Origin of the sequence: Pseudoalteromonas sp. 3D05 (assembly GCF_002723455.1) — a bacterium.
In the GTDB taxonomy this organism is placed as follows: domain Bacteria; phylum Pseudomonadota; class Gammaproteobacteria; order Enterobacterales; family Alteromonadaceae; genus Pseudoalteromonas.
Genome location: NZ_PDUS01000030.1, coordinates 1 through 25,492, shown reverse-complemented (window position 1 = coordinate 25,492; position 25,492 = coordinate 1). Strand labels below are relative to the sequence as shown.

The 25,492-nt window shown below is 40.8% G+C and carries 27 protein-coding genes; 7 read left to right on the top strand and 20 right to left on the bottom strand.

Annotation, left to right across the window (positions count from 1 at the left end; genetic code table 11):
• Positions 1-392: 392 nt before the first annotated feature.
• Entirely contained in the window at positions 393-872 is a 480-nt protein-coding gene (locus CSC79_RS19275) for an RNA-binding protein (protein WP_099297677.1), read from the top strand.
• Here the strand turns inward: CSC79_RS19275 and murI are convergent.
• Together murI and CSC79_RS19265 are read right to left on the bottom strand one after the other, a co-directional pair.
• Entirely contained in the window at positions 856-1,644 is a 789-nt protein-coding gene (murI, locus tag CSC79_RS19270) for a glutamate racemase (RefSeq protein ID WP_099297675.1), read from the bottom strand. The two genes, CSC79_RS19275 and murI, sit on opposite strands and share 17 nt — an antisense overlap.
• Before the next feature lie 63 nt (positions 1,645-1,707).
• Positions 1,708-2,826, bottom strand: coding sequence for a DUF5610 domain-containing protein (locus CSC79_RS19265; RefSeq protein ID WP_099297673.1), 1,119 nt, complete (start codon positions 2,824-2,826; stop codon positions 1,708-1,710).
• Between the two features lie 164 nt (positions 2,827-2,990).
• On the opposite strand from CSC79_RS19265, the gene trmA reads away from it, so the two are divergent.
• Positions 2,991-4,088: a tRNA (uridine(54)-C5)-methyltransferase TrmA gene (gene trmA, locus CSC79_RS19260; RefSeq protein WP_099297671.1), complete on the top strand. Its 1,098-nt coding sequence runs from the start codon at positions 2,991-2,993 to the stop codon at positions 4,086-4,088.
• A gap of 5 nt (positions 4,089-4,093) precedes the next feature.
• Here trmA and CSC79_RS19255 read toward each other — a convergent pair whose 3' ends face one another.
• The 5 genes from CSC79_RS19255 to ccoG all read right to left on the bottom strand — a co-directional run bounded on the left by CSC79_RS19255 (position 4,094) and on the right by ccoG (position 8,407).
• Complete coding sequence (locus tag CSC79_RS19255; RefSeq protein WP_099297669.1) at positions 4,094-4,549, bottom strand: DUF523 domain-containing protein; 456 nt, start codon at positions 4,547-4,549, stop codon at positions 4,094-4,096.
• A gap of 60 nt (positions 4,550-4,609) precedes the next feature.
• The gene (locus tag CSC79_RS19250; RefSeq protein ID WP_099297667.1) at positions 4,610-5,248 is read right to left on the bottom strand and encodes a thiol:disulfide interchange protein DsbA/DsbL; all 639 of its coding nucleotides are present in this window, start codon (positions 5,246-5,248) and stop codon (positions 4,610-4,612) included.
• 35 nt (positions 5,249-5,283) lie between these two features.
• A complete protein-coding gene (locus CSC79_RS19245; protein WP_099297664.1) occupies positions 5,284-5,907 on the bottom strand; it encodes a thiol:disulfide interchange protein DsbA/DsbL in 624 nt (207 codons plus the stop codon).
• A 31-nt stretch (positions 5,908-5,938) separates the two neighbouring features.
• The gene (locus CSC79_RS19240) at positions 5,939-6,913 is read right to left on the bottom strand and encodes a serine/threonine protein kinase (RefSeq protein WP_099297662.1); all 975 of its coding nucleotides are present in this window, start codon (positions 6,911-6,913) and stop codon (positions 5,939-5,941) included.
• A gap of 63 nt (positions 6,914-6,976) precedes the next feature.
• The gene (gene ccoG / locus CSC79_RS19235; protein WP_099297660.1) at positions 6,977-8,407 is read right to left on the bottom strand and encodes a cytochrome c oxidase accessory protein CcoG; all 1,431 of its coding nucleotides are present in this window, start codon (positions 8,405-8,407) and stop codon (positions 6,977-6,979) included.
• Positions 8,408-8,693: 286 nt separating this feature from the next.
• On the opposite strand from ccoG, the gene CSC79_RS19230 reads away from it, so the two are divergent.
• Together CSC79_RS19230 and CSC79_RS20305 are read left to right on the top strand one after the other, a co-directional pair.
• Positions 8,694-9,053 (top strand): hypothetical protein, encoded by a 360-nt coding sequence (locus tag CSC79_RS19230; protein ID WP_099297658.1) that lies wholly within the window; start codon positions 8,694-8,696, stop codon positions 9,051-9,053.
• Positions 9,053-9,256: a hypothetical protein gene (locus tag CSC79_RS20305; RefSeq protein WP_058562110.1), complete on the top strand. Its 204-nt coding sequence runs from the start codon at positions 9,053-9,055 to the stop codon at positions 9,254-9,256. Before CSC79_RS19230 ends, CSC79_RS20305 begins: the two co-directional genes overlap by 1 nt.
• 1 nt (position 9,257) lies before the next feature.
• Here the strand turns inward: CSC79_RS20305 and CSC79_RS19220 are convergent, their stop codons facing one another.
• The 13 genes from CSC79_RS19220 to gspC form a co-directional block, all read right to left on the bottom strand.
• On the bottom strand, positions 9,258-9,878 hold the full coding sequence (locus CSC79_RS19220) for a UPF0149 family protein (protein WP_099297656.1): 621 nt from the start codon (positions 9,876-9,878) through the stop codon (positions 9,258-9,260).
• Between the two features lie 18 nt (positions 9,879-9,896).
• Positions 9,897-10,655 (bottom strand): type II secretion system protein N, encoded by a 759-nt coding sequence (locus CSC79_RS19215; protein ID WP_099297654.1) that lies wholly within the window; start codon positions 10,653-10,655, stop codon positions 9,897-9,899.
• A 2-nt stretch (positions 10,656-10,657) separates the two neighbouring features.
• Positions 10,658-11,131: a type II secretion system protein M gene (locus CSC79_RS19210; RefSeq protein WP_099297652.1), complete on the bottom strand. Its 474-nt coding sequence runs from the start codon at positions 11,129-11,131 to the stop codon at positions 10,658-10,660.
• Positions 11,128-12,333 carry a type II secretion system protein GspL gene (gspL, locus tag CSC79_RS19205; RefSeq protein ID WP_099297650.1) on the bottom strand — a complete coding sequence of 402 codons (1,206 nt, stop codon included), beginning with the start codon at positions 12,331-12,333 and terminating at the stop codon, positions 11,128-11,130. Before gspL ends, CSC79_RS19210 begins: the two co-directional genes overlap by 4 nt.
• Positions 12,330-13,316: a type II secretion system minor pseudopilin GspK gene (gspK, locus tag CSC79_RS19200; RefSeq protein ID WP_099297648.1), complete on the bottom strand. Its 987-nt coding sequence runs from the start codon at positions 13,314-13,316 to the stop codon at positions 12,330-12,332. Before gspK ends, gspL begins: the two co-directional genes overlap by 4 nt.
• Positions 13,316-14,002: a type II secretion system minor pseudopilin GspJ gene (gene gspJ, locus CSC79_RS19195; RefSeq protein ID WP_099297646.1), complete on the bottom strand. Its 687-nt coding sequence runs from the start codon at positions 14,000-14,002 to the stop codon at positions 13,316-13,318. The genes gspK and gspJ overlap by 1 nt, the downstream gene beginning before the upstream one ends.
• A complete protein-coding gene (gene gspI, locus CSC79_RS19190) occupies positions 13,999-14,376 on the bottom strand; it encodes a type II secretion system minor pseudopilin GspI (RefSeq protein ID WP_099297644.1) in 378 nt (125 codons plus the stop codon). The genes gspJ and gspI overlap by 4 nt, the downstream gene beginning before the upstream one ends.
• Entirely contained in the window at positions 14,376-14,972 is a 597-nt protein-coding gene (gene gspH, locus CSC79_RS19185; protein WP_099297679.1) for a type II secretion system minor pseudopilin GspH, read from the bottom strand. The genes gspI and gspH overlap by 1 nt, the downstream gene beginning before the upstream one ends.
• A 52-nt stretch (positions 14,973-15,024) precedes the next feature.
• The gene (gspG, locus tag CSC79_RS19180; protein ID WP_058562102.1) at positions 15,025-15,447 is read right to left on the bottom strand and encodes a type II secretion system major pseudopilin GspG; all 423 of its coding nucleotides are present in this window, start codon (positions 15,445-15,447) and stop codon (positions 15,025-15,027) included.
• A gap of 68 nt (positions 15,448-15,515) precedes the next feature.
• Positions 15,516-16,751, bottom strand: coding sequence for a type II secretion system inner membrane protein GspF (gene gspF / locus CSC79_RS19175; RefSeq protein WP_099297642.1), 1,236 nt, complete (start codon positions 16,749-16,751; stop codon positions 15,516-15,518).
• Positions 16,751-18,310, bottom strand: coding sequence for a type II secretion system ATPase GspE (gspE, locus tag CSC79_RS19170; RefSeq protein ID WP_099297640.1), 1,560 nt, complete (start codon positions 18,308-18,310; stop codon positions 16,751-16,753). The genes gspF and gspE overlap by 1 nt, the downstream gene beginning before the upstream one ends.
• Positions 18,303-20,363, bottom strand: coding sequence for a type II secretion system secretin GspD (gene gspD, locus CSC79_RS19165; protein ID WP_099297638.1), 2,061 nt, complete (start codon positions 20,361-20,363; stop codon positions 18,303-18,305). The genes gspE and gspD overlap by 8 nt, the downstream gene beginning before the upstream one ends.
• Before the next feature lie 23 nt (positions 20,364-20,386).
• Positions 20,387-21,325, bottom strand: a complete 939-nt coding sequence (gene gspC, locus CSC79_RS19160) for a type II secretion system protein GspC (protein ID WP_099297636.1) — start codon at positions 21,323-21,325, stop codon at positions 20,387-20,389.
• A gap of 207 nt (positions 21,326-21,532) precedes the next feature.
• On the opposite strand from gspC, the gene hslR reads away from it, so the two are divergent.
• From hslR to CSC79_RS19145, 3 genes are all read left to right on the top strand, one after another.
• Positions 21,533-21,952 carry a ribosome-associated heat shock protein Hsp15 gene (gene hslR / locus CSC79_RS19155; RefSeq protein WP_099297634.1) on the top strand — a complete coding sequence of 140 codons (420 nt, stop codon included), beginning with the start codon at positions 21,533-21,535 and terminating at the stop codon, positions 21,950-21,952.
• Between the two features lie 12 nt (positions 21,953-21,964).
• Positions 21,965-22,810 (top strand): Hsp33 family molecular chaperone HslO, encoded by an 846-nt coding sequence (gene hslO / locus CSC79_RS19150; RefSeq protein WP_099297632.1) that lies wholly within the window; start codon positions 21,965-21,967, stop codon positions 22,808-22,810.
• 262 nt (positions 22,811-23,072) lie between these two features.
• Positions 23,073-24,611, top strand: coding sequence for a phosphoenolpyruvate carboxykinase (locus tag CSC79_RS19145; protein WP_058562095.1), 1,539 nt, complete (start codon positions 23,073-23,075; stop codon positions 24,609-24,611).
• The last annotated feature ends 881 nt before the right edge of the window (positions 24,612-25,492 follow it).

Sequence of the window (25,492 nt, the reverse complement as noted above, 5' to 3'; positions counted from 1 at the left end):
CTTTATCTCGCTAGGGCTGCGCATGTTACGCTTTCCTATTTTTTTGTCAACACTTAATTTTAAACTTTTTAAAAAATCTAAACTCAAGTTTTACTCGACTTACTAAGTGACTTGCTTGCCTCGCTAAGCGTTGCCTGCTCTGCCGTCTCAGTGGGGTCGCATTATAGGGAGATCCAAAAACAGATCAACCCTTTTTTTAAAACTTTTAACTGTTCGCTCAAAAAGCACTCAAAAACCCGATAAATAGTCACTCAACGCGAGTTTTAAGCCCATTTTCTAACGTAAATTTAATAATTTCACATAAATAACATTGATATGTTTATTTATCGCGTTAAGATAGCAAGTTCACAATGTTAAATTAATGTTTATTTCCTGTTTATTGGTAGATCAAAATGAAATTACCCGATCAAAAATCTCTTATCTCTTTAGTTGTTCTTGCTGTTATTGGTTTTGTTATAGTCAACTTTGCACTTTCAAGTTTAGCACTAAGCTCTGGCTTGCTGTTTGCCGTAGGTGTAATAGTTGGTGGTCTTGTTGTTGGCGCGATGTCATCTGACGTAGTTGAAGAAGCTGAAGTAAAAACAAAAACACTTTATGTTGGCAATCTTCCTTATCGTGCAAATGAAAGTGTTGTTCGTGCTTTATTCGAAGAACAAGGTAAAGTTTTCAACGTTCGCCTATTAAAGGATAAAAACACGGGCAAGCGTCGCGGCTTTGGTTTTGTTGAAATGGCAGAATCTGATGCAGACAATGCAATAACTAAATTAAATGATAGTGAGTTTCAACAGCGAACGCTAAAAGTTCGTGAAGCGAAACAAAAACAAGATGATGATGCAAGCTCAATCCGTACTGAGACTAATCAATCAGCTTAACACTGACTATATTTAGCTTAGTCGTTAATACAGAAGCCGTTGCATAATAATGCAGCGGTTTTTTTTGCTCTGCTAAAACATAAGGCTCAAGCCGCTTTTCGTTATCTTCATTTAATAACGCTTTTACTCTATTGGCAATTGCTGCACCTGAATCTAGTAACTGTATTACCCCTGCGTAATAGCTATCTATATGTTTGGCTAATATAGGAAAGTGAGTACACCCAAGAACAAGTACATCTGTATCTTTATGAACTTTTAACCTCTGCATCTCTTGTTCGAATCTTACTTTACTATATTCATCATTAAGATAAAGCTGCTCTGCAATAGCCACAAGTTCGACACTGCTATATAAGTCAACGGTAACCCCTTGCCCATAATTTTCAATAAGCTGCTTTGTGTATATGCTACGTGTGGTTGCTGGTGTGGCTAATAAGCCAATACGTTTACTTTTGGTTATACTTGCAGCTGGTTTAATTGCCGGTACCACACCGACTATAGGTATAGTGGTTAACGCTCTAATGGCTGCTAATGCTGATGTTGATGCCGTATTACACGCTATTACCAATATATCAACGTGAAGGTTTTCGTTTTCGATGAAATGTAAAAGAGAAGTTAGCCTTGCAATAATCTGTTGCGAATTTAATTCACCGTAAGGTAAGTAAGCGTTATCCATAAAATAGCTAAAAGAGGCATTAGGGATTAATGCTTGAATATGATCAAGTACCGTTGTCCCACCAATACCTGAATCGAATACTAAAATATGTGATGACAAACTACTAGCTCCAGACTTAATTTAAGCTGAGCAGTTTGCCATGCACTCTTTGTAAAATAAAGCCTAAGCTTCAGATACCGTATCACGCAAGTTATTCATTTGTTCAAACATTGCTTTTGTATAATCAACAAGCTTGCCAATCTCTTCTTGGTCTTGGTTTAACCACTGAAGAATACCTGATAATTGATTTTGTAAGCCAAGTTCATTTGCTTTGTTAAATGACTCTTTTAAGTCGTCATTAAAAGGGGCTACTTTATTTGCGATATCTTTCTCTGGGGCTGGTCTGTTCTCTTCATAACCTTTTATGGACGCAAACGTTTTAGTTTGCTTTAAGTCCATCGAAAAGGCCACCAGCTGCTCATTCCCGAGATTCAGTTCTTGTGCCTGCTCAAAAGCCTCATCTAGGTCGCCACCAAAAAAGGTTTGACTCACACTTTGAAGATCTTCCATTAAGGCGTTGATGGCTTCTTGCTCATCTTCATTTAAGTCACCATTTACAGACATACTAAACGATAAATCGCGAGATTGTGATGACTCTCGTGCAAACCCTTCATTCTCACCGGAGCGCTGATAACTACTTGCTGACTGTTGTTTGAAAGCATCTGCAAAGCTTATGCTCACTTCATCGCCTTCAGCAGTTGTGAATTTATACTCTGCATTATTACTTAAACTTAGATATTGGGCTTGGCTGACACTGACAGAATCAGGTTTTGGATTAAATAAATCCTCTTCAAAGTCATCAAGGCCTTTGAAAATCCCCTCTTTTGACTTTTCAATGCCCTGCTCAATTTCATCATTAAAAACACCCGTACCTTTTAATTCGTCGACAGCACCATCGATCCCGGTTTGAACACCCTTACGTGCTGCACCAAGCATCTCTTTAAGCTGATCGTCATCGGCACCATCAGCTTGCGCTTTTTTTACGGCACCCGTAACAAACCCTAAAACGTTTTTAACAATTTCTTCAAAATCAAACAGGGGTTTATCTTTTTTCTCTTCCACTACAGGCAAGCCCAGCGCTTCAGCCATTTTCTCACCTAGCACTTTGGCAGCGAGCTCTTTACCACGTTGCTGATAACTATCTTGGGGAGATTGTATTGTCGGTTGCTGCAGTGCACCGGCTTTGTTACTGTTTTGATTGACGTTATTGTTAGGCACATAGCCAAAATTGCCAATTTTCATGATCCGACTCCTATAGTTGCATTCTTTGTTATCGGCCTGAACTAAAATAACTAAAGATAAATGTACAAAAAAACATCACCTTTCATTACGCAAAACTAGACAAATACTCTCTGCCCCCTACAATAGCGCCGATAAGTAGTTTAAAGAAAAAGGTAGCAAGCATAATGGCAGTGATTAAGATAGATACATCAATATACGATGCGCAGTTGAACGAGAAAGAGCAACGTATCATTGCGCAATTCCAACGTTTTGGTGTTGAGCAATTAGAAGTATTTGGCTCTGAGCCTATTCACTATCGTCAACGCGCTGAATTTAGAGTATGGCATGAAGGTGACGATTTATTCCACATTATGTTTGATCAAGCTACAAAAGAAAAAATACGTGTTGATACCTTTGACCCTGCAGCACCTTTAATTGGTGATGTAATGACCGCCATGATCGACAACTTAAAAGGCTGCGAAGTTTTACGCCGTAAATTATTCCAAATTGATTACCTGTCTACTTTAAGCGGTGAGATATTAGTTAGCCTGCTTTACCATAAGCCACTTGATGAACAATGGATGGCAGAAATAAAAGCACTTAAAGCTAAACTGAGCAAGACGTTTAAAATTGATTTTATCGGTCGTGCTCGTAAACAAAAAGAAGTACTAGGTGAAGACTTTGTCACAGAGCGCTTAACCGTCAATGGCCAAGAATTAATATTCCAACAAGTTGAAAACAGTTTTACTCAGCCAAATGCTAAGGTAAATATAAAAATGCTGGAGTGGGCGCAACAGTTATGCGCGCCACTTAAAAACGACTTGCTAGAGCTCTACTGTGGTAATGGTAACTTCTCCATTGCATTGGCAGGCTCATTTGATCGAGTACTTGCAACAGAAATCTCAAAGTCATCGGTGCACTCAGCTCAATATAATATTGCAAAAAATAATGTGACTAATTTAGATATTATCCGTATGTCGAGTGAAGAATTTACTCAAGCTATGAATGGTGAGCGTACGTTCTCACGCTTAGAAGGGATTGATCTAAAAAGTTATGATTGCCAAACTATCCTTGTCGATCCACCGCGGGCTGGAATGGATACGCTGACATGTGATTTAGTCGCTAACTATGAAAACATTATTTATATCTCATGCAACCCAGATACACTTGAACGAGATTTAGAGCATTTATGTCAAACCCATGAAGTAAAACGTTTTGCCATTTTTGACCAGTTCCCTTATACCCATCACATCGAATCGGGTGTTTTCTTACAAAAGAAATAAACTGTTCAGCATGCAGCCAGCGCTTTTAAAAGTGCTGGCATTTGTATCTCACTAAATACTTTAATACCATTTTGTTCTAGTAATGCCGCCGTTAACCCCATTCCCGCAACTTTAATACCCTGATGCGAGCCATCATAAATTGTATTACGACCACATGATGGGCTTGATTCTTTTAGCAGTGCAAAGCGGATATTATGAGACATACATAATTGTAAGGCCTTCTTCGCGCCTAACCTGAATGCAGCTGTTACATCTTCATCGTCATTTGTAATCACTTTACCGTGCCTGATCTCGGCTGGCGCTCTAGGGATAGGCAACCCACCAGCAACCTCAGGACAAAGAGGCATAATTCGCCCTTGTAATTGCCATGTAGTTATTTGTGGATGAGCAAGCTCCTGCCCTTTACCATCGTAACGTACGGGGGCACCAAGTAAGCAGCTTGAAACAAGTATTTTTTTCATTGTTTGTCCAATAAAAAAGCTCCGCGAACGGAGCTTCTTAATTATATTACTGTGACTCGGTTACTTTGCCGCTAAGTAGTTAATCAACTTACTGATATCTTCCGGCGCTGTAATTCCAGTTTCACGACCTAGATTAAGCTTATATTTACCGTTAACGATAAATGTCGGCACACTTCTTAATGCACCTTTTTCTTGATAATAAGTTTGTTCACGCTTCATTTTTGAAGACATAGTACGTACTGAAAAGCTTTTATAAACTTTATCAAATTTGTCGCCGTCAACGCCTTGCGCTACGAATACATCTTTAATGTCAGCAAGCTCATTGAACTTGGCGCGCTTTGCATGAATATGATTAAACATGGCAGCAATTAATGCATCTTTTTGCGGCAACACTTCAGCGGTTGCGAGTGCTTGAGAGATCATTTGCTGATTTTCAGCATTACGTACGCCGACAAAATCAACATGGCTTTTCTTAAACTTAACACTTTTATCAAGTTTAGGCTTAACTTCATCCAACAGCGATTCATAGTTATTACATGCAGGGCAGTAAAATGAAAAGAACTCTTTTACTTCTGGCTTTTTACTCGCTCGCTCAGATACAACTTCGTAATGCACACCCTCTTCATACTTCGATGGCGCCGCAGTTGCAGCTAGAGGTAACAATAGTGCCAGCAATCCAGCCTTAACTAATTTAATCATAATTCATTCACTCCAAAAATTATTGTTTTAATCGCTTATTGTTTTAATAAAAAGGCAACTAACTCATCAAGCTGCTGTTGACTCTTGATGGTATTAATATTGATTTTATATTTATCATTAACGATAAAAGTTGGCACGCCCGTTAAAGCACCCAATTTTGAAAACTTCTTTTGCTTATCTTGCATTGCTCGCTCAGCCGCGATGACTGGCATACTCGCAATCTCTTGGTCAAACTTTGCGTTATCGATACCATTTAACTCTAACAGCTGCTTAACGTCTTTAATATTATCAAGGGGAGCACGCTGAACGTGAATGCTTTTAAAGATTTGATCTGCAACTTGCTCACCCTTTCCATTTTGCTTGGCAATAATGTAGGCATAGCTCAAATTGCTTTGTACTTGTGGAGATAAGCCACCTAAAAAATTAACATGGCTTTTAACAAACTCTGCGCCTGAAGGTAGGCTTTTCTCTAGCGCCTTTGCAACAGGTTCAAATTTAAAGCAATGAGGGCAATAAAATGAGAAAAACTCTGTCACCTGCGGTGTGCTGCTTTTTTCAATATCTAACACTGTGTATTGGTCACCGGCCTTAAAATCTGCAGCCAGCGCGGCAAAAGGTAAACACAATAGTAATAAACTCAATTTTAATTTTTTAAGCATTGGACTCTCTATTAACTTTTTAAAATAATTTTTATGGCAATAATTTTAGCGGCGGCTCTTTTAGTGCAGAGTACTGCTCTTTCAGTGCTAAAATTTGCTGCTCCCAGTATTTGTCATCTGCAAACCATGAAAAGTTCCTTGGAAATGCAGGATCATCCCACCGTTTAGCTAACCACCCCATATAATGAATCATACGCATCGCACGTAAAGGTTCAATTAATTTGAGTTGAGAGTGGTCAAAGTCGCAAAATTCTTCATACGCAGCGACTAGGGTATCTAACTGTAACAGCTGGTTATTTCGATCACCACTGAGCATCATCCATAAATCTTGGATGGCTGGGCCCTGGCGGCTATCATCTAAATCCACAAACATAAGTGCATCCCCAGCCCAAAGTATATTCCCTGCATGGCAGTCACCATGCAGGCGAATTGTCTTAACATCATGATACTGCGCTTTAGTCTCAGTAATCACCATATCAAGAATGGTATAGAATGCAGTCGCAAGACTACTAGGGACGAGATTACTACTTTGTAACTGAATTTTAGCTGTATCTAAATATTCATCGCATCCCATCACGGGACGTTGACTAAACTCACTAGCATGTGCAACTTGATGCATACGCCCTATTAAACGCCCTAAAACATCTAATTGATCGAGATTATCAACTTCAAATATGCGCCCACCTACACTCGGGAACAAGGTAAAAAGAGACCCGTTATGTTCAAATAAACTTTCACCATTATGGATAATAGGCGCGACAACCGGTACTTCAGCCTCAGCGAGTTCAAACGTAAACCGATGCTCTTCTAAAATTTGTGCTTTACTCCAGCGTTCGGGGCGGTAAAACTTCACGACATAGCGGTTTCCATCTTCAGCTTTAAACTGATAAACCCGATTTTCGTAACTGTTTAACGCTAATAAACCAGACTCAGCATAAATACCAATACTCTCAACTGCATCCAATATTGAGTCAGGTGTCAAACCTTCAAAGCTAAATTTACTCATAATTCTCATCAATATAAAAAAAGCGGGAAAATCCCGCTTTTTAATTTATGTTAGTGTACTTAACTATCGCGCTTTAAAAAAGTTACTCGGCTGCGAAATTTGCGAACTCGGATCATTTGTTGGTGATAAAACAAAGTTAAACTTCGTTACTGGTCTTTTCAAATCATAAGGATCCATCACTAATGACAATGGAACGTTATGTGATTCACCCGCTTGTACAGTAAATGTTTGCTTACCTATGTATTCAAAGTTTTCTAGCCCTTGAACTTTTACATTAAAACTCTGCTCATATTGCGCTTTGTTGATCACTTTAAGGGTATACGTATTTTCAACTAGCCCATTAAAGTCAACACGGTACAACTGGTTTCTATCACGGATAATATCTAAGTCCATAGGCTTGCGGAGCACAATGTTCGCCACCAGCGCTGAAGTTAAAAGCACTAGAATAACGATGTAACCTATTATTTTAGGGCGCATCGGATTGGTTTTATTATCCGGCGTTTCTAAATTGCGCTCTGTGGTATATGAAATAAGCCCACGCGGATAGTTCATCTTATCCATTACCCCATCACACGCATCAATACAGGCCCCACAGTTGATACACTCAGCTTGTAGACCATTTCGAATATCAATACCCGTGGGACATACTTGTACGCACAAGTTACAATCAATGCAATCACCTAGGTTGAGTTCTTTTGGGTCTTGTTTACGAGAGCGAGGACCACGGTTTTCACCGCGCTGCTCATCATAACTTACAGTAAATGTGTCTTTGTCGAACATCGCTGATTGAAAGCGTGAATAAGGGCAAATATGTAAGCACATAATCTCACGCATCCACCCTGCATTACCGTAAGTACACACCGTAAATACGATAATACTGACCAATGCATAACCGCCCACATTTAAGGTAACAAAGTCAGGGAGCAGCTCTCTTATAGGTGTAAAATAGCCAACAAAAGAAAGCGCCGTATATAAAGAAAAAGCGATCCAACTACTGTGTTTGGCAGTCTTTCGCCAAAACTTATCAAAGTCCATGGGCCGTTGATCAAGCTTTTTACGTTGATTGGCTGTGCCTTCAAACTTTTCTTCAAACCAAATAAAGATAAACGTCCACACCGTTTGTGGGCAGGTATAACCACACCACACTCGCCCATAAAAGGTTGTCACCAAGAATAAAGCAAAAGCTGATAGCATGAGAATAAACGCAAGGATTGTAAAATCTTGAGGCCATAATGTAAGGCCAAAAATATTAAACTTTTGCCCAATCAAATCAAACAAAACAGCTTGCTGGCCGTTAAAGTTTATCCACGGTAGCGCCATAAATGCGAGCATGCCGATAAAACCAATACGCTGCCTTAGCAGTTGATGCAAGCCTGTTACTGCACGTACATATATACGATTTCGGGGATTAAACCTGTCCTCAGGGGCATTAAGATCAGGCCTTTCAATCTTTACCTCTGTAGGTATATTCTTTACTTTTATTTGCTTGTCCATCGAAGTCCCTCAACGCCTTTGGAGAATAATAATCGAACATTCTTGCAAACTATACATGCTAAGTAGCGAACCTTAACTGTAAAAATAGTGCAAAATTGAACGTTAGCCTAGTAACGTTCAGAGATTTCTGAAAAATCTAATCGTTCTTACGCATTATATCAAGTCTGCCTAAAAAAGCTGGCTTTGATTGCCATTAATTATTCATCTTAGTCACTTGCTTTATAAAGGTGCATTTTATTACACTGTTGTTCAACTCTTACCCGTTCAGATCAAAGTTAATTAAACTATGAAAAAATTTCTTTTTCTTGTCATCGTCGTACTGGCATTATTTACAATCGACCACCCGATGATAAAAGAACCAAGAGAAAAACTACTTGGCCAAGGTGTTGGCATTTTAAGTGATGCCAGTAATATTAATCGTGGGCCTGCTGCAAACATGGCTAAAAACAGAATCAAGTCAGCACTCTCACTCTCTGATTCTGAACTTGAGTATTTAGAAGAAACGTTGCAGACAGATGAGCAATTACAACTTTTTCATACTCGCTACTGCCGCAGCAACGATCTCAACTTATACTTTTATGAAGATCGACTAAACACAGTCTGTAAAATTGCCGCAGAGTCGCTTGCTGAGCGTCGAGGTAAATAGTGGACTTTTCAGCGTTAACAAAGAAAAGCAGTGCGTCGTTTAATCAGCACAAGAATCTGCTAAAAAAGCTGGCGAAAGGAAATACAGTGAAGTGTGAGAAATGCCAAGGTATTTTAACACTGGATCTAAAAACCCCTAAGCCAGGCCAAGGGGTTGCAAAGTGCCCTAAGGGCTGTACCGAAATAGTATTGGAACTAGGTTAACCTAGTTCCAAGTTTCGTCGTCTTCTGTGTATAGCCCACTTTGAACAGCAACTATCTCTATTAATTCAGCAAACCCTAACGCGAAATCGCCCATCAATTCATACTGACTCTGCGCTAACTGTACTTCAGATAGATTATTCTGCTTAGCAATCGCGGCTATTACATCAGCGTCTAACGCAAAAAAACCTAAACTAGCATACGCTGTTTGCAAAGCCTCTAATAAGGCCGCATCTAAGCCTGTTACTTGGCTCAACTTATTGTAATAAACCTGTGCCCCTTGAATAAAACCCTGACACCACATTTGGCAATCATCTAAATCGAGGTAACTATCATTATCAGCATGATGCTTTAGCGATACAGGTAACTTGAACCCGGTTTCATATACTTGCTCACTTATTTGGTGATACAACGCCATAAAAGAAAATAAGATTTCTTCATCTAGCTGACCTTGTGTATTAGGTACAATTACTTCAAGCCACTCGTGAACATCTAATGGCTCTGGTGAGCAAATGACAGCAAACAAATAACCTTGGCTTTGTGGTAGGGTCATTGCTTGACTGTGCCCTGCTAAAAAATTATTTAACTGTTCTGCGTGTTGCTCTGTGAATGCGGGTATTTGCATGAAAAACTCAATCAACCATTAAATATCAAGGAGGTAACGACCATCACTGTCGGCACGAAATAGAAGCTGAACCGCATCATGAACTTCTTTTGGCAAAGTAAGATCCGGTTTAATAAAGCCAGCTACTTTAAAATCTAAATTAGCTTTTAATACAGCATCAGCTTCCAGCCCTAAACGATTATCAGGGTCAACTAACACTGCAATATCACCAGACTTACAACTCAACTGCCCACTCAATGGGCCGATACTAAACCAACCGGATAAACCTTGCACATCTATGTTAGGACTTGCAATTTCCCCAGTCAAAGTATTGCAATATGGAGCACCAGAATCATACTCATTTAAATCCACAATAACGCGGCCTTTAGCATTAATAGGTAACGGTAACTGCAAACGCTTCATTGCTCGCTCTACGCTTAACCTCAATGTGGCATCGGTAAGTACAATGGATTGATCAAGTAAACCGTAGCTGAAATTACCTCGGCCTGAAATATCCGATGCATCTCTAATATTGCCAAATTTAAGATTACCAGACAGCTGACCTGTTAGGAGCGCCAACGCTGAAAAATCCCAACTGAGGTTATTAATTTGCTCACCATCAAAACGTAACTGCATTATGCGACCTTGCCACACACTGCCTGATACCTTGCCAATCTCGAGCCCTTTAGGCAAATGGCTGCTTGCAAGATTAACCGCAACAGCTGCGGGTGTTTTTAATAAAGCAAAAACAATAAAACTAAAAATAAATATAACTATAAGAAATGCTGTTTTTTTCATTATTACTTCTCTAATACCAGTCGGCTAACACGCACATAACCTTGCTTGTCATCACGGCTAAGATCTAAATTCTCAATCTGCACGCCTTCGTTATTGACCATTTCATCAAGCCATTCAACAAGCTTGTTAAATTGGACAGAATCGATGGTTAAGCGCAGTGAGTTATCACTTGGTTGCATTTTGCTGATGGTGATATCAAAGCGTCCACGCGTCGCATTGACAATTTGGCTTAAATTTTTGTTGTTGCTAATAGAGCGACTGCCCGCAGCTTTTAGTTTAACAATACTGCTATCAACCCACGTTAATAGCTCTTGTTGCTTTATGTGATCTGCCTGCGCTTGTGCAATGGAATTATTTAGCGGTCTGAAAATACCCATCACCAAAACGAAAACAACAAAAATACCGCCTGCAACCATAACCAATTGCTGCTCTTGATCTTTTAAAGAGTGCCAATATTTTTCAAGTTGCTGTTTCATGCAGCACCTCCAAGCTTTAATTCACCAACTACAAAGTCACCATCATTATTTAATGACCCTTGATCAACTGTTAAGCCTCGTTGTTCTAAAATCGATTTAACTTTACCAAAGGTTTGGAAGTCTTTACCGCGAGCACGAATTCGCAACTCATTACGACGTTGATCATAACGTAGGGTTTCTGGTGTAAAATCGTTTACTTGGCTAAACACAGTAACGAGCTCACTGGTTAATTCTAAAAAGCCAGCACTGCTTCCACCTTCAATCTTTGCTAGCTCACCTCTAATTTGGCTTCTGATGAGGTGAGGTCGTACAGTCTTGCCAGGAAAAGCCTTACTATAACGCTCAACAACCTTCGACTTGGCTACTTCAAGCTCACTGTTAAGGTGATATAGCTCAAACCCTTTAATAACCACAGAACTGACCAAAGCGATACTGGCTGCAATGGCAACCCCTTTCCAGTGCCCCCACCAAAGTGGTGTCTTTTTCTTTAGCTGGTATGGGCCTTGGCGTAAATTAAACTTTGTTGTTGGTAATTGTTTAGCAAATAACGCTAAAGGCAAATCATAGTCCGCTGTTTGGGCAGTTAAGGACACTGATTCTGGAAAATCTGTTGCGGGGCTGTAATGCGCCACTTCTGGATTGCCAAGTGCCGTTAAATACTCAGCCATCCAAGAAGACTCAACTGCACTGATGTGCCATTCACCATACTTACACAACCATTGAGCGTTTAACTCAATTGCACTAATCCCGTTTTCAGAGGTTGGTAATAATAATGCATCGGGTATCAGTTTGATGATATCAATATTATGCTCAGCAAAGGTATCAAGCCAACTTTCAAACCACTCGCGGTCGGTCATAGCGACATTGATAGCATGTTTATCTTCAATCTGAGTAGGCTCTGCAATCGCAATAAATAAGTCGTCAATATCACACGCAATATCTTCTTCAAGCATATACGGTAATGCTTGTTCTAACTTACGATTCCATTTAGTGGGTAGTTCAACTGTTTTTAACTGAACCTGATCGCTTGGCAGCAAGACAACAACTTCACGCTGTTTTGCTTTGTCAGTCAATTCACTTAAATGCTCAGCATGAGGCACTTCGCCGCTGGCAATTATTTCTTGTTCTAATGGTGAATATACCAACCAATTAATACGATCTTGCTGGGTTTGACCCGTGCGGATCAAGAGTATTTCTGTCACTGTACGCCTCCAAATTTTCGCGCCAGTATAGTTACTTCGCCATCTTTGGCATGTAGTAAAGTGGTCATCGAAAAACGCAGCTCTACAAATTCAGCTTGCGCTTGTAGTTTAAAATATTCGCTATTGATAGTGAACAGTTTCTCAATGGACTTGACGTTTCTTGCCCCTTGTTGATTTATCTGCTCAAAAAATTCTTCTATATCACTGAAACCTTCATCTGGTCGCGCAGCAAGTACGCTTTGTGCTCCAGACTCATCTAAGCCATCAATGAAGGCACTCAATAAAAGTGCATGTTCTGGATCGAGTGTATTAACATTAATTGCAAGTAGTTCGCTACCCGGTATAACACAGACAAACGGTAACAGTTTTTCCATAACTAATGGGTTAAAACCACGAATTAACCGCAATTCAGACGTCGATGCAAAGTAATTATTTGCCGTCAAATAAGGGTAATCTCGCGAAGAGTACTCATCCTCTTCAGCGCCAGAGCGATAGGTAATGCTGTCTTTATCTAACCAGTCATACACGCTATCGGCCATGCTTTCTTCAGATTCATCAGCAGGTAAATCTTCAATGTTTTTTAGCAATTCCAATAAAGCGGTGTGTGCTAGGTTGGTTTTCACTTTCCCACTCGTTGGGGCTTCAGCCCTTAGTGCATTTAAATTTAAGCATGCTTGAAGATCAGTAATAGCCCCTTCAATAGTCCCGTTATCAACAGGAAAAGGCACTCCAGCTTGTTGCGCCCAAACTTGCTGCAATGTTGTTTTGTCTGGATCATCTTTTTTACTTTGTAGTAAAGCCTTAATGGCTAACTCTTCAGCCGCATAGGCGTACCACTTAGCCTGCTGATGACCTTGAATGTTTGTACTACGTTGTACTTGCACCATTAAGTTAGCACTCATTTCAACAGCTAAGATAGAGGCTAAAGCGACAATAAATAAAACAATAACAAGTGCTGCACCACGGGATGATTTAATCGCCATCAGCCATTTCCTCGCTGACCTTGATTGCTTGTTCGATTGCCCGCCCCACTATCGCCATTATTTGCACGAGCAGTAGATACGGTTACTTTGCCATTACCCGGCACCAAAAATACACGTTTAAGTGGCTCTTGATCGATTTGTTGAATCGTCACCGCCACAGCTTTTGGCAATGCTTTGATTTCCCATTGCTCTTGCCATTCATTTTTATCGTCTAAAAACTCAAATTTGAGGTCTTCGATATCACTTAAAATAACTTGTGAACGGGGCTCGGTGTTATCAAGCTGATCAACGTATACGCGATAAACGCGTTCAAGTTTATCGTCAATAACACGGTAACCTACTGCTTGCAGCTCAGAACGTGGCAGTAAGTTTATAGGGTTAACCCAGCCATCTCGCACAAACCCGATACCATCGTACTGGCTGTCCAATGTATATCGCCCAGCTAAAATATAGCTTTCTTGTATATCGCCAGATTGATTACGCACTTCGCGCTTTGTCATTTGGCTAAAATCTTGGTCCATCAACCTAAACGTAGTTTGCAAGCCATTCAACTCGGCAATTTTCTCATCCGATGCTTCTTTAGCCTTCGTTGTAGAGTCTAAAATTTGATGAGTTGCTAGCACGACAAAAGCAAGGATCCCCAGCGCCACCATAACTTCAAGAAGTGTAAAACCACGCTGCTTCACCGAGTACCACCTTTGTTTAAATAGCTCGTTAACTCGTACACTGGTTGTTCTAATTTTTCATCGGTGAAGACATTGATAGTGACTTTCAAAAAGCTTTTATCTGCGGTTGCGATGACATCTTGGCGCCAGTACCAATCAATGCCCGCCATGTTTTCTGTGCCTTTTGCGCCATTTTTCCCTTGCCACTGACTCCCTTTTGCTCGCTGCTCAACCATTACATTCTCGGCGACCCACGAAGCATAAGTTTGCTCCTCAAGGCTTGATAAGTGGTTTATATGCTCACCAGTAGCTTGCATGGCGGCAATACCAGCAAGCGCACAAATACTCAGTGCAACCATTACTTCGAGTAAGGTAAACCCTTTAATTACACGCATTACTCTGGCTCTCGACGCAAGTTGACAGGCGCTAGAAACTCGCCCTCAATGAAATACACAGGCTCTGGTTGCTTTTGGAGTTCAAAAATCAATTGGAAAGCACTTATTTCACCCGAAGAGAGAATAAGCACTTGTGGAATTTTAAGCTTTTTTAGCTCAAGTAAACTTTCCTCGTCATCTGAGCCCATTAGCTCACGCCAATTAGACTGCTCTAATAAGTTTTCTTGTGCCCAAGCCAAGTCTTCTAGGTTTAGCGTTAATTTAAACTCTTCAGTAATTGTTAAGGGTTCAAATAACTCTTCGCGATCGAATGTTACCCATTTATCACCGTCAAAAACTAAAAATTCAAACACATCCTCATCGATGTGAAAGCCTAACTCTACTTGGTTTAAAATAGCGAATTCAGAAGCCATATTAATGGTGGTATGCAGCCTCAGCGCTTGCTTTTCGAGAGCGTCTTCAGCTCCTCCATCAAGGCTGTATACCACCATTTTGGTGGCGAAGGCTATCACAACCAACACCACTAAAATTTCAATTAAGCTAAACCCTCGCTTATACGAGGGCGGCTTAGTTTGGCGCAAGCTTACGCGGCTCATTAACATAACAAACCACATGTCACGCTTTGAAACGCCTTGCTAGTATTAGTCATTACTGTTTTTCTTCATCCCAGTTACCGATATCGTCATCAGTACCGGCTTCGCCATCAGGCCCCATAGAGAAAATATCAATCTTACCCACTTCTCCCGGGCTGATTAACTGGTATGGATTGCCCCATGGATCTTCAGGTAACTTAGAAATAAAGCCACCGTCAGGGAAACGACGAGGAACAGGCTCAATACTGGTTTTATCGACCAATCCTTCTAAACCTTGTTCAGTTGTTAAATAAGCTTTGTTTTTTAACTTATAAAGACTCATAGCATCTTCTAACTGCTGTATATCTAAGTGCGCTTTATCGATAGCTGCTTCTTCTTGCTGACCCATAATATTAGGTGCCACGATTGACATAATCATGCCAATGATAACCAGTACCACCATAACTTCGAGTAATGAGAAACCTGATTGTTTATTCACGTTCGTACCTCTGTTTTCTTATTAATTAATCACTGTAACAACGCGCTTGTTACAAATCCTTGAATCGGTTAAAGCCCTATTGCTTTATTCATTGCCATTATTGGCTGCAAAATAGCCATGACGATAAATAAAACAATGACTGCCATCGACGCTATCATCGCAGGCTCTAAGAGTTTTAGCGAGACATTTACCATGGTTTCAAACTCACGGTCTTGATTGTTGGCAGCGCGCTCGAGCATTTGCTCAAGCTCACCCGATTTTTCACCACTTGCTATCATGTGTAGCATCATCGGCGGAAACAATTTTGTCTCCTGTAATGATGCACGCAAGCTAGCCCCCTCACTGACACGAGTTGCTGCATCACCAACGGCTTTTTTAATTTTTTCGTTAACCAATACCCCACCCGAAATACGCATGCCCTCAAGTAAAGGCACTGAACTGGATGATAAGATACTTAGAGTACGGGCAAAACGTGCAGTATTAATACTACGTGCAACTTTGCCAATACCTGGCATCACTAAAATTTTAGCATCATACCAAAAACGAATTTTTGGCTGTTTTAGTGCATGTTTAATACCTATGGCCAACGCGGTAATCACAACGAGTGATACCAACCAGTAATTTTGTACAAAGTTACTTGCCGCCATTACCCACTCAGTCGTCCATGGTAATACTTGTTTAGACTTTTCAAAGGTTTTAAGTATTTTTGGTACCACAGTACCTAATAAAACCGACACAATACCAATGGCAAATATCACTAAGATGACAGGATAAACCATAGCTTGAGTAATTTGACTGCGCATATGCTGGCGTTGCTCAGTGTAATCAGCTAAACGATTTAGTACGGCATCGAGATGCCCTGACTTTTCGCCAGCTGCCACCATTGCACGGTACAAATTATCAAACACATGCGGAAACTCTGACATACCATCCGCTAATGTATAGCCTTCAACAACTTTTGAGCGCACCGACATAAGCATACGTTTTAAACGCGGCTTTTCACATTGCTCCGCAACAGCCATTACAGCGCCTTCCACAGGCAAGGATGATTGAATAAGCGTGGCTAATTGACGTGTGATCAGCGCAAGATCTGAGGTTGATATTTTAGATTTAAACATGCCAGAAAAAAGGGATTGTTTTGCCCCTTTCACTTGCTTATCACCCTCTGCTGCGGGTACTACTTCTAAAGGCGTAAGGCCTTGCTCGCGCAAAGATTGACGTATTTGCTTTGCTGTATCCGCTTCTAGAATACCTTTTTTTTCTTTTCCGCGACCATCAAGCGCACGATACTCAAACGCAGCCATTAGCCTTCCTCACGGGTAACACGTAATACTTCTTCAAGGGTTGTTTTACCGTCTAACACACGGCTACAACCATCTTGTCGAATGCTTGGTGTGTGTTTACGAATATACTTTTCAACGCTTTGCTCACCTTTACCACTGTGCACAAGTTCGCGTACGGCCTCGTCAACCACTAATAACTCATGAATACCAGTACGACCACGGTAACCATTAAAGTTACATTCTTCACAACCTACAGCACGATAAATAGTCGGTGGGTTTGCAGTTGGCACACCGAGTAATTCGCATTCTCGCTCATCCGCAGTGTGTGCTTCTTTACAGCTATCGCACAATGTACGCACTAATCGCTGCGAAAGTACGCCCAGTAATGACGATGATAATAAGAATGGCTCTACACCCATATCTTCCATACGTGATATAGCACCGGCTGCGGTGTTTGTATGCAGCGTGGACATTACTAAGTGACCTGTAAGTGAAGCTTGCACACCAATTTGCGCCGTTTCTAAATCACGGATCTCACCGACCATGACCACATCGGGATCTTGACGTAATATAGCGCGTAAGCCGCGAGCAAATGTCATGTCTACCTTGGCATTTACTTGCGTTTGGCCAATACCTGGGATTTCATACTCAATTGGATCTTCAACAGTAAGAATATTACGGTCTCGCGAATTTATTTGGCTCATACCCGCATAAAGCGTGGTACTTTTACCTGAACCTGTTGGCCCGGTCACCAGAATAATTCCATGAGGTTTACTGATCAAATCAGAAAACAACTCACGATTTCGCAGCGTCATTCCTAAGTCTTCAAGGTTTAGGCGGGCATTGTTTTTATCTAGTAGACGCAGTACTACGCGCTCACCAAAACTTGACGGCATCGTTGATACACGAACATCAACTGCGCGCCCTGCGATACGTAAACTTATACGACCATCTTGTGGGATACGCTTTTCTGCAATATCAAGCTTCGCCATGACTTTAATACGTGATACTAGTAATGAAGCTAATTTACGATTTGGCTTAAGCACTTCTTTTAGAACACCATCAACCCTGAAGCGAATAACAAGCTCTTGCTCAAAGGTTTCAATGTGGATATCAGATGCACCCTCTTTGATCGCTTCACTGAGCATCGCGTTAATCAATTTAATAATTGGCGCGTCGTCATCACCAGCAAGTAAATCTTCGGTTTGCGGCATCTCTTCGGCAAGCGAGAATAAATCAACCTCGTTACCGATATCTTCCATCATTTGCTGTGTTTCAGAGCTATCACGCTGATAGGATGCTTCTAACAACAGCTCAAACTTATCATCAGGGAGTTGCTCAAGAGTAAATCCGTGGCCTGCGATGCGTCGTACTTCAAGCAGCACATCTATCGCAAGCTCTCCACGGTAATAAACCACCCAGTTATCATTGTGCTTACTTAATAGCACACCTGCACGTCTGGCATACGAAAATGGCAAACGTTTAGGCGGTAGCTCAACTAAATCGTCACTGGTTAATAACTCATTGTCGTGCAGTGATGATTCAAGCTCTTCATTTACTGGGGTGATGGCTTCAGTCATTATTGCGCTCGTCTGCATTTTGCTGTTTTAAGTATTCTTCATACGTTGGTGGAAGTACAAGCGCATCATTCCACTCAGGTAAAATTGGCGCTTCTTCAAGCGGCATTAAATCAATACCGTCTTCTTTTTGTTTAAATTGCTCACCACGAATAAAGTTATATTTGCTATGGCTTAATTGATTCATCTTAATGCCATCACGAATGATCGTCGGACGAATAAACACGATTAGGTTACGTTTGCGCTTACTGGTACTAGTTGAGCGGAATAAGTGACCAAGAATTGGGATATCGCCTAATAATGGCACTTTAGATACGCTTTCTTGTACATCTTCGTCAATCAAGCCACCTAACACAACCATGCCGCCATCATCTGCCATCACGGTGGTTTTAATTGCGCGTTTATTAATTGAGATATCAACTGACGTTGTACCGCTTACCCCTGATACTTCTTGCTCAATGGTCAATTGTACTGCCGTTCCGTCATTGATCTGCGGTGTTACTTTAAGCTTAACACCGACCTCTTGGCGCTCAACCGTTTGGAATGGATTTGAGTTATTAGAGCCAGTTTGCGAACCGGTAATAATAGGCACTTCTTGACCCACAATCATCGATGCTTCTTCGTTATCCATCGTAGTTACAGATGGCGTAGCAAGAATGTTTGAGTTAGTATCTGTTGATACCGCTTGGATTATCGCACCCCAGTCATTTTTAATAATACCCATGGCAAGGCCATTGATACCGCCAAGTAAAGCAGCAAGTGGGCCTAAATCGCCTTCAACGGTTTCATCATATTCTTTAAGTTCAGTGTTGTCGCCGGTGATAGTTTTTGTCACGGTTTCATCTCGGGCTTGCTCTGCTGCTACAGCTAATGAGCCCACAGGTACTGTGTTGCCGTTATTAAACTGCACCATGCCACCTTGCTCAGAAATCCATTGCAAGCCAAAGTTAACGCCATCGGCTTCCATTACTTCAACAATAATCGCCTCAACCAATACTTGTGCTCGGCGAATATCTAAACGTTCAATAACTGACTCGAGAGAGCGCATAGTGTCAGGTTGTGCCGTAATAACCAGTGAATTCGAATCTGGGTGAGCTTCAATGCTGGTTTCATTCTGGCTGCGGCTACGCGTTTTAGTTGAACCTGATTGACCTTCCTCTGCCAGTGTTTTACTTACACCTTGAAGCACTTTTACTAGGTCTTCAGAATTGGCGTAATTTAAATAAATTACTTTGGTGTTACCTTGATTTTGTAGTTCACCATCAAGGCGTTTAATCAGTTCGATAGCACGTGTTCTTGCTTGGCCTTCACCACTGACAATCACACTATTGGTACGGCCATCAGCAACAACTTTAGGAATCAAAAACTCTGGCACGCTGCCTTTGCCGCTGTCTTTGTAAATGTTTTCAACAACAGAAACCACATCATCTGCTGTGGCAAAGTTTAATTTAACAATATCTACGCGCTTATCACCGGCTTGGTCTACTGAACGAATAATTTCTACCAGGCGGTTAACTGAAGCTGCGTGCCCAGTTAGCATCATCACGTTTGCTGCATTAAAGTTAGCAACGTGACCACCATCTTTTTGATCACTGAATTGACGAACTAAAGGACCAAGCTCTTGCACGCTGACATTTTTTACACGTACAACACGGGTAACCATCATGTCGCCGCTCGCTTGATTATCTTTTGTTATTAGCGGTACATTTGATTTTTTAGCATCCGAACTTTTTTCAATTTTTATGATGCCGTTATCCATTTCTACCGCTGAGTAGCCATAAACTTCCAACACATTTAAGAAAAATTGGTAATAAAGTGCTTCATCCATCAACTCATAGCTGCGAACATTCACTTTGCCACGTACGTTAGGATCAATGATGACGGTTTTATTTAGGTTTTTACCCACAATATTAATAAACTCATTAATATCTGTGCCTTTAAAGTTTGCAGCATACTCAACGGCTGACACCGAGAGAGATAAACTAGCCGCAAAAAAAAGTGTCGCGTACTTAGCTAACCCTTTTCTGATTTTTTTGAGGTGTAGCGCGTTAACCATTGTATTAAAACTCCAAAGCTAAATTATTGCAGGCTAAATTGAACATCGATTTGCTCACCATCACGTTCAATCGTAATGTTTGCATCGGTGCTGTTACGCAGCTCATTAATGGCTGACATGGCCTGTTGCATATCTGTTAGTTGATAGCCGTTGATAGAAACAGCTAAATCGTTATTCTGTAGTCCCATTTTTTTGAAAAGCGCAGGATCTTTACCTGGACTTAATCGATACCCAACAAGCTCACCGTCTCTCATCGCTTGAGAAATACGAATGTAATCAAAAAGCTTACCTGGGTCTTGTAGTAATTCATCACGCGTTTCAAGGATTGAGCTTTTAACCTCTTCGTTTGCCGTTGCATCAATTTGCTCTACATCTTGAGGGCCTTGGTTAAAGTCCCTTTCACCTTCACGCTCTGCTAGTACTGGCATTGAAACCGTTTTAGTAAAATCTAAACCATCGAGCATTAATGTCTCAAACCGGCCACTTACATCCAGAATAACGCGATCTGGGAGTACTTGAGCCAGTTTAGCTCGAGTACCTTTCACTACATCATCCACAAGGTAGGTTACTTGTTGCCCTTGCGATTCAATAACTGCCAAACCATTTTTATCATTATTACTTACCGCAACGATGCCCGTTAAATTAATACTTAAACGGGTTTCTGGTGCATTGTTAATAACTTTTTCTTGGCGGGCTGATGGTTTTTTGGGCTGTGCATCCGCTTTACCAAACAAGTGAAGCGCTAGGATAGATGAAGAATTAGATCTATTTGATTGCGTATTTTCAGGGGCAGAATAGGTGCTCTGAATAGCCGTATTCGTTGGTTCTGGCCACACAAGCCAAAACATTTTAGCCATTAAAAAAGCAATGTAAACAACGACTAACATCATTACCACCCAACTTAATTTAGCGTGAGGTAATTTGCCTAAAAACTGTTTTAGCTGCTGTAATTGCTGATCCATAAATGTCGTTTCTTATTTTAATTTACTGCTATATCGCGAACCTATAGTACCTTTTCATTTTTCATTCAACAAGCGCACTAATATTAAACTTTGTAAACAAGCTGAATTAAGGTCTTTTACTACTAAGAAATACGACGAGTATTTCTTTAGTAGTTCGTTTCATGATAAATTTTGTCCTATGGTGCCTCTATTTTAAAGAGTACAATTGTGTCAAAAAGTAACACCCGTAATTCAGCCTCTAACAATGAAACTCTCAGTGTGCGTTTAGATAAATGGCTGTGGGCTGCGCGCTTTTATAAAACCCGTGCAATCTCACGTGACATGGTGCAAGGCGGTAAAGTGCATTATAATGGGCAACGGGCTAAACCCAGTAAAATTGTTGAACTTGGAGCTCAAATAAAATTAGCTCAAGGGGTCGATGAAAAAATCATTACTGTGCTTAAAGTAGTTGAAAAACGTGCTGGTGCCCCCATTGCACAAACCTTATATGAAGAATCCCAAGCCAGTATAGAAAAACGCGAAGCAAATAGTATTGCTCGCAAAAATAATAGCTTCTTTGCTCCACATCCAGATCGTAAACCGGATAAAAAACAAAGACGCGAACTTTTAAAAATGAAATCAAGTTAGGTAATGTCATTTATGCAACAAGATTTACTTCACCGTTATACATTTGATCAACTAGACGTCAGAGGCGAACTAGTTCAAATAGAACAAACCTATCAAGAAATGATTGCGGGTCACGATTACCCTGTTGCTGTGCAAAAACTATTAGGCGAGCTTTTAGTAGCAACTTGCCTTTTAACTGCAACATTAAAGTTTGAGGGTGATATAGCCGTTCAACTTCAGGGTGATGGCCCAGTTAAGTATGCTGTTATTAATGGTGATGATCAGCAAAATATGCGTGGTATTGCTCGCTTACAAAGTGAAGTAACAGGCAGTACTATTAAAGATCTTATTGGCAATGGTGTGATGGTACTAACCATTACCCCTAATAAAGGTGAACGTTACCAGGGTATTGTTCCGTTAGAGCACGAAACGCTGGCTGAATGCTTAGAAGCTTACTTTGCCCAATCAGAGCAATTACAAACACGCCTTTGGTTTACCACAGATACAACGGGCGGATCAGAGAAAGCGTCTGGTTTGTTGCTTCAAGTCTTACCTGTTAATAAAGAAAAATCTATCGAAGACTTCACGCACCTTGAAGCACTTAGCAATACAATTAAAGATGAAGAATTGCTAACATTAGATGCAACAACTGTACTTACCCGCTTATATCACGAAGATAACCCGCGCGTTTACGAGCCTCAACCTATTCACTTTAAATGTGGCTGTACACGTGAGAAAACAATTACTGCACTGGTTAATGTTGGCCAACAAGCACTTCTTGATGATGCCGCAGCCAATGGCGAAGTGAAAATTAGTTGTCATTACTGCTTAAAGGATTACATTTTTAACGAACAAGATATTAAGAGTATCTTCAACTAAGCACTCGATTGAAACTGTTCAATTATTAAGCCGCAAATAGTGCGGCTTTTTTGTTCGTGCAGTTGATACCGGTGTCATAATTTTTGTGATTTTTATGACACCGGTATCATTGAAATTATTCATGTTTTTTCGTAAATATATGTGTTTTTAGGGTGTTCATAGGCTCGAATATCCCTAATCCATCTGTTACTATAAATGCAGCTTAAAGGTCTTTAGAACCCCAGAGCTATCCCGTTCAATCTCACACAATTTAGGTATAAACATGACTTCAAGCGCTACTCGTTTTGTCGATCTAACTGCAGCTGAACTTGTCGAACACGCGATCCGTCGTGGCGAAGGGACTTTAGCCGCCAATGGAGCTTTTGTTGCTAACACCGGTCGTCGTACTGGTCGTTCTCCAAAAGACCGTTTTATTGTTCAAGAATCAAGTACTGAAAATGATATCCAATGGGGTAATGTAAACCGCCCTTTCGATGCAGATAAATTTGACGCTTTATGGGCACGTGTAGAAGCACATGTGCAAAGCAATGACCACTTCATCTCTCACCTTGAAGTTGGCGCTGATCCTGAGCATTATCTACCAGTTGTTGTTACAACTGAAACTGCATGGCATCACATTTTTGCCAAAAATATGTTTATCGAACCTAAATCTTATAATGCATCTGATTTACCTCAATGGCAGGTAATGAATGTTCCTTCATTTGTATGTGACCCAGAACGTGATGGCACAAACAGCGATGGCACAGTTATTATCAACTTTGCACAACGTAAAGTATTGCTAGCAGGTATGCGTTATGCCGGTGAAATGAAAAAATCGATGTTCTCTGTACAGAACTTCCTACTTCCAGCGAAAGGTGTATTACCAATGCACTGTTCTGCTAACGTAGGTGAAGCAGGCGACACCGCTTTATTCTTTGGTTTATCTGGTACAGGTAAAACAACGTTATCAGCAGATCCAACGCGTTTCCTAATTGGCGATGATGAGCATGGCTGGGCACCTGGTAGTGTATTTAACATCGAAGGCGGCTGTTACGCTAAATGTATCGACCTTTCACAAAAGAATGAGCCTGTGATTTGGGATGCAATCCGTTTTGGAACTATCCTAGAAAACGTTGTACTTGATGAAAAAGGCATTCCTGACTTTCACGATACAAGCCTAACTCAAAATAGCCGCGCAGCTTATCCTCTTGAGCACGTTGAAAAGCGTAAAGTAGAGAACCGCGCAGGTGAACCAAAAGCAGTGGTATTCTTAACGTGTGATGTAAGTGGTGTATTACCACCTGTATCAATCCTTAGCGAAGAAGCAGCAGCGTTCCACTTCCTAAGTGGTTACACTGCAAAAGTAGGTTCAACTGAGATTGGCTCTACTAGCGACATCGAATCTACATTCTCAACGTGTTTTGGTGCACCTTTCTTCCCACGTCCTGCAGGTGTTTACGCAGAGCTTCTTATGAAGCGTGTACGTGAGTTTGGCGCTAAAGTTTACCTAGTCAACACAGGTTGGACTGGTGGCCCTTACGGTACTGGTAAGCGCTTTGATATCCCAACAACACGTGCAGTTGTTGATGCAATCGTATCGGGTAAACTTGCCGGCGTTGAAACACAACATATTGATGTGTTAAACCTAGACGTGCCAGTTGCTGTACCAGGTGTTGATAGCGAACTACTTAACCCAATCAATACATGGGAAGACAAAGCAAAATACGCTGAGTACGCGACTAAGCTTGCAACAGACTTCACTGAGAACTTCGCAAAATACGATGTTTCAGACGAAATTAAAAACGCAGGCCCTAAAGCTTAATACTACGCTTTAATCTGTATTTAAAACGCCAGCCTCGCGCTGGCGTTTTTGATCGTAATAAAATTTAAACGAACAGCAACTCAAAAATTAGGTATGCAAACATACAGTTAAGAATGAGGGTAATCTCTTATTTAGAGAAGACATTACTCACAGATTACTTTATGTCTTTACATAAGCTTGATAATGTTTATCGCTTTACATATCAACATAACCTGCCATTTGTTACATCCTACTCAAAGCAATTAAAGCCTTCTATTGATGCTCTAGAACACGCTAAAAGCTTCCTTCGTAATATCAATAATGACAGACCACATTTATGTCTGGGTCAAAGCTAACGTGCGGTTGTCTAACAATTTACTATATCTAGAATATGCCAGTATGATCTAATGGTTGTTGAATAGTGAATGTAGGTGAAACAGAAAGAATTCCGAGTTGTACATCTTCTCCCAACTCAAGACTGAGCTGGACATCATTGACTAAGTAAGCTGTTAAATTTATTTTTTAAGACATTGCTACAATACCCGTATGTGTTCTAAAACATGAACCTCGTTAAGGGGATAAGTTGCGCTTTGAGAGCATCATAACGCTCTTTTATCCGTGGGTATCAATGCTCAACCCATGACACGGTGCACAGGTTGACGCTGTGAGGCTTAAAGCTGAGATCTATATTTTACAAATGCTACGCAGTAGGATGGCGTAGTGCCCACAGCGGTAGAGAGCCACATAACAAATGCTACACCTCATCGTCCGTGGTTTTATTTATCCGCGGGTTTCGTGATACTCAATCCACGCTACGGTGTATAGGTTGACGCTGTGCTACTCGGTAACTTTCGTACAGACGTAAAAAAGCCCGGCTCTTTTGAGTCGGGCTTTCTTGTATT

Bases quoted from the DNA above. Each gene is read 5' to 3' on its own strand.
- CSC79_RS19275 (WP_099297677.1), top strand. From the start codon at position 393: ATGAAATTACCCGATCAAAAATCTCTTATCTCTTTAGTTGTTCTTGCT.
- CSC79_RS19265 (WP_099297673.1), bottom strand. From the start codon at position 2,826: ATGAAAATTGGCAATTTTGGCTATGTGCCTAACAATAACGTCAATCAA.
- trmA (WP_099297671.1), top strand. From the start codon at position 2,991: ATGGCAGTGATTAAGATAGATACATCAATATACGATGCGCAGTTGAAC.
- CSC79_RS19255 (WP_099297669.1), bottom strand. From the start codon at position 4,549: ATGAAAAAAATACTTGTTTCAAGCTGCTTACTTGGTGCCCCCGTACGT.
- CSC79_RS19250 (WP_099297667.1), bottom strand. From the start codon at position 5,248: ATGATTAAATTAGTTAAGGCTGGATTGCTGGCACTATTGTTACCTCTA.
- CSC79_RS19245 (WP_099297664.1), bottom strand. From the start codon at position 5,907: ATGCTTAAAAAATTAAAATTGAGTTTATTACTATTGTGTTTACCTTTT.
- CSC79_RS19240 (WP_099297662.1), bottom strand. From the start codon at position 6,913: ATGAGTAAATTTAGCTTTGAAGGTTTGACACCTGACTCAATATTGGAT.
- ccoG (WP_099297660.1), bottom strand. From the start codon at position 8,407: ATGGACAAGCAAATAAAAGTAAAGAATATACCTACAGAGGTAAAGATT.
- CSC79_RS19230 (WP_099297658.1), top strand. From the start codon at position 8,694: ATGAAAAAATTTCTTTTTCTTGTCATCGTCGTACTGGCATTATTTACA.
- CSC79_RS19220 (WP_099297656.1), bottom strand. From the start codon at position 9,878: ATGCAAATACCCGCATTCACAGAGCAACACGCAGAACAGTTAAATAAT.
- CSC79_RS19215 (WP_099297654.1), bottom strand. From the start codon at position 10,655: ATGAAAAAAACAGCATTTCTTATAGTTATATTTATTTTTAGTTTTATT.
- CSC79_RS19210 (WP_099297652.1), bottom strand. From the start codon at position 11,131: ATGAAACAGCAACTTGAAAAATATTGGCACTCTTTAAAAGATCAAGAG.
- gspK (WP_099297648.1), bottom strand. From the start codon at position 13,316: ATGGCGATTAAATCATCCCGTGGTGCAGCACTTGTTATTGTTTTATTT.
- gspI (WP_099297644.1), bottom strand. From the start codon at position 14,376: ATGCGTGTAATTAAAGGGTTTACCTTACTCGAAGTAATGGTTGCACTG.
- gspH (WP_099297679.1), bottom strand. From the start codon at position 14,972: ATGAGCCGCGTAAGCTTGCGCCAAACTAAGCCGCCCTCGTATAAGCGA.
- gspF (WP_099297642.1), bottom strand. From the start codon at position 16,751: ATGGCTGCGTTTGAGTATCGTGCGCTTGATGGTCGCGGAAAAGAAAAA.
- gspE (WP_099297640.1), bottom strand. From the start codon at position 18,310: ATGACTGAAGCCATCACCCCAGTAAATGAAGAGCTTGAATCATCACTG.
- gspD (WP_099297638.1), bottom strand. From the start codon at position 20,363: ATGGTTAACGCGCTACACCTCAAAAAAATCAGAAAAGGGTTAGCTAAG.
- gspC (WP_099297636.1), bottom strand. From the start codon at position 21,325: ATGGATCAGCAATTACAGCAGCTAAAACAGTTTTTAGGCAAATTACCT.
- hslO (WP_099297632.1), top strand. From the start codon at position 21,965: ATGCAACAAGATTTACTTCACCGTTATACATTTGATCAACTAGACGTC.
- CSC79_RS19145 (WP_058562095.1), top strand. From the start codon at position 23,073: ATGACTTCAAGCGCTACTCGTTTTGTCGATCTAACTGCAGCTGAACTT.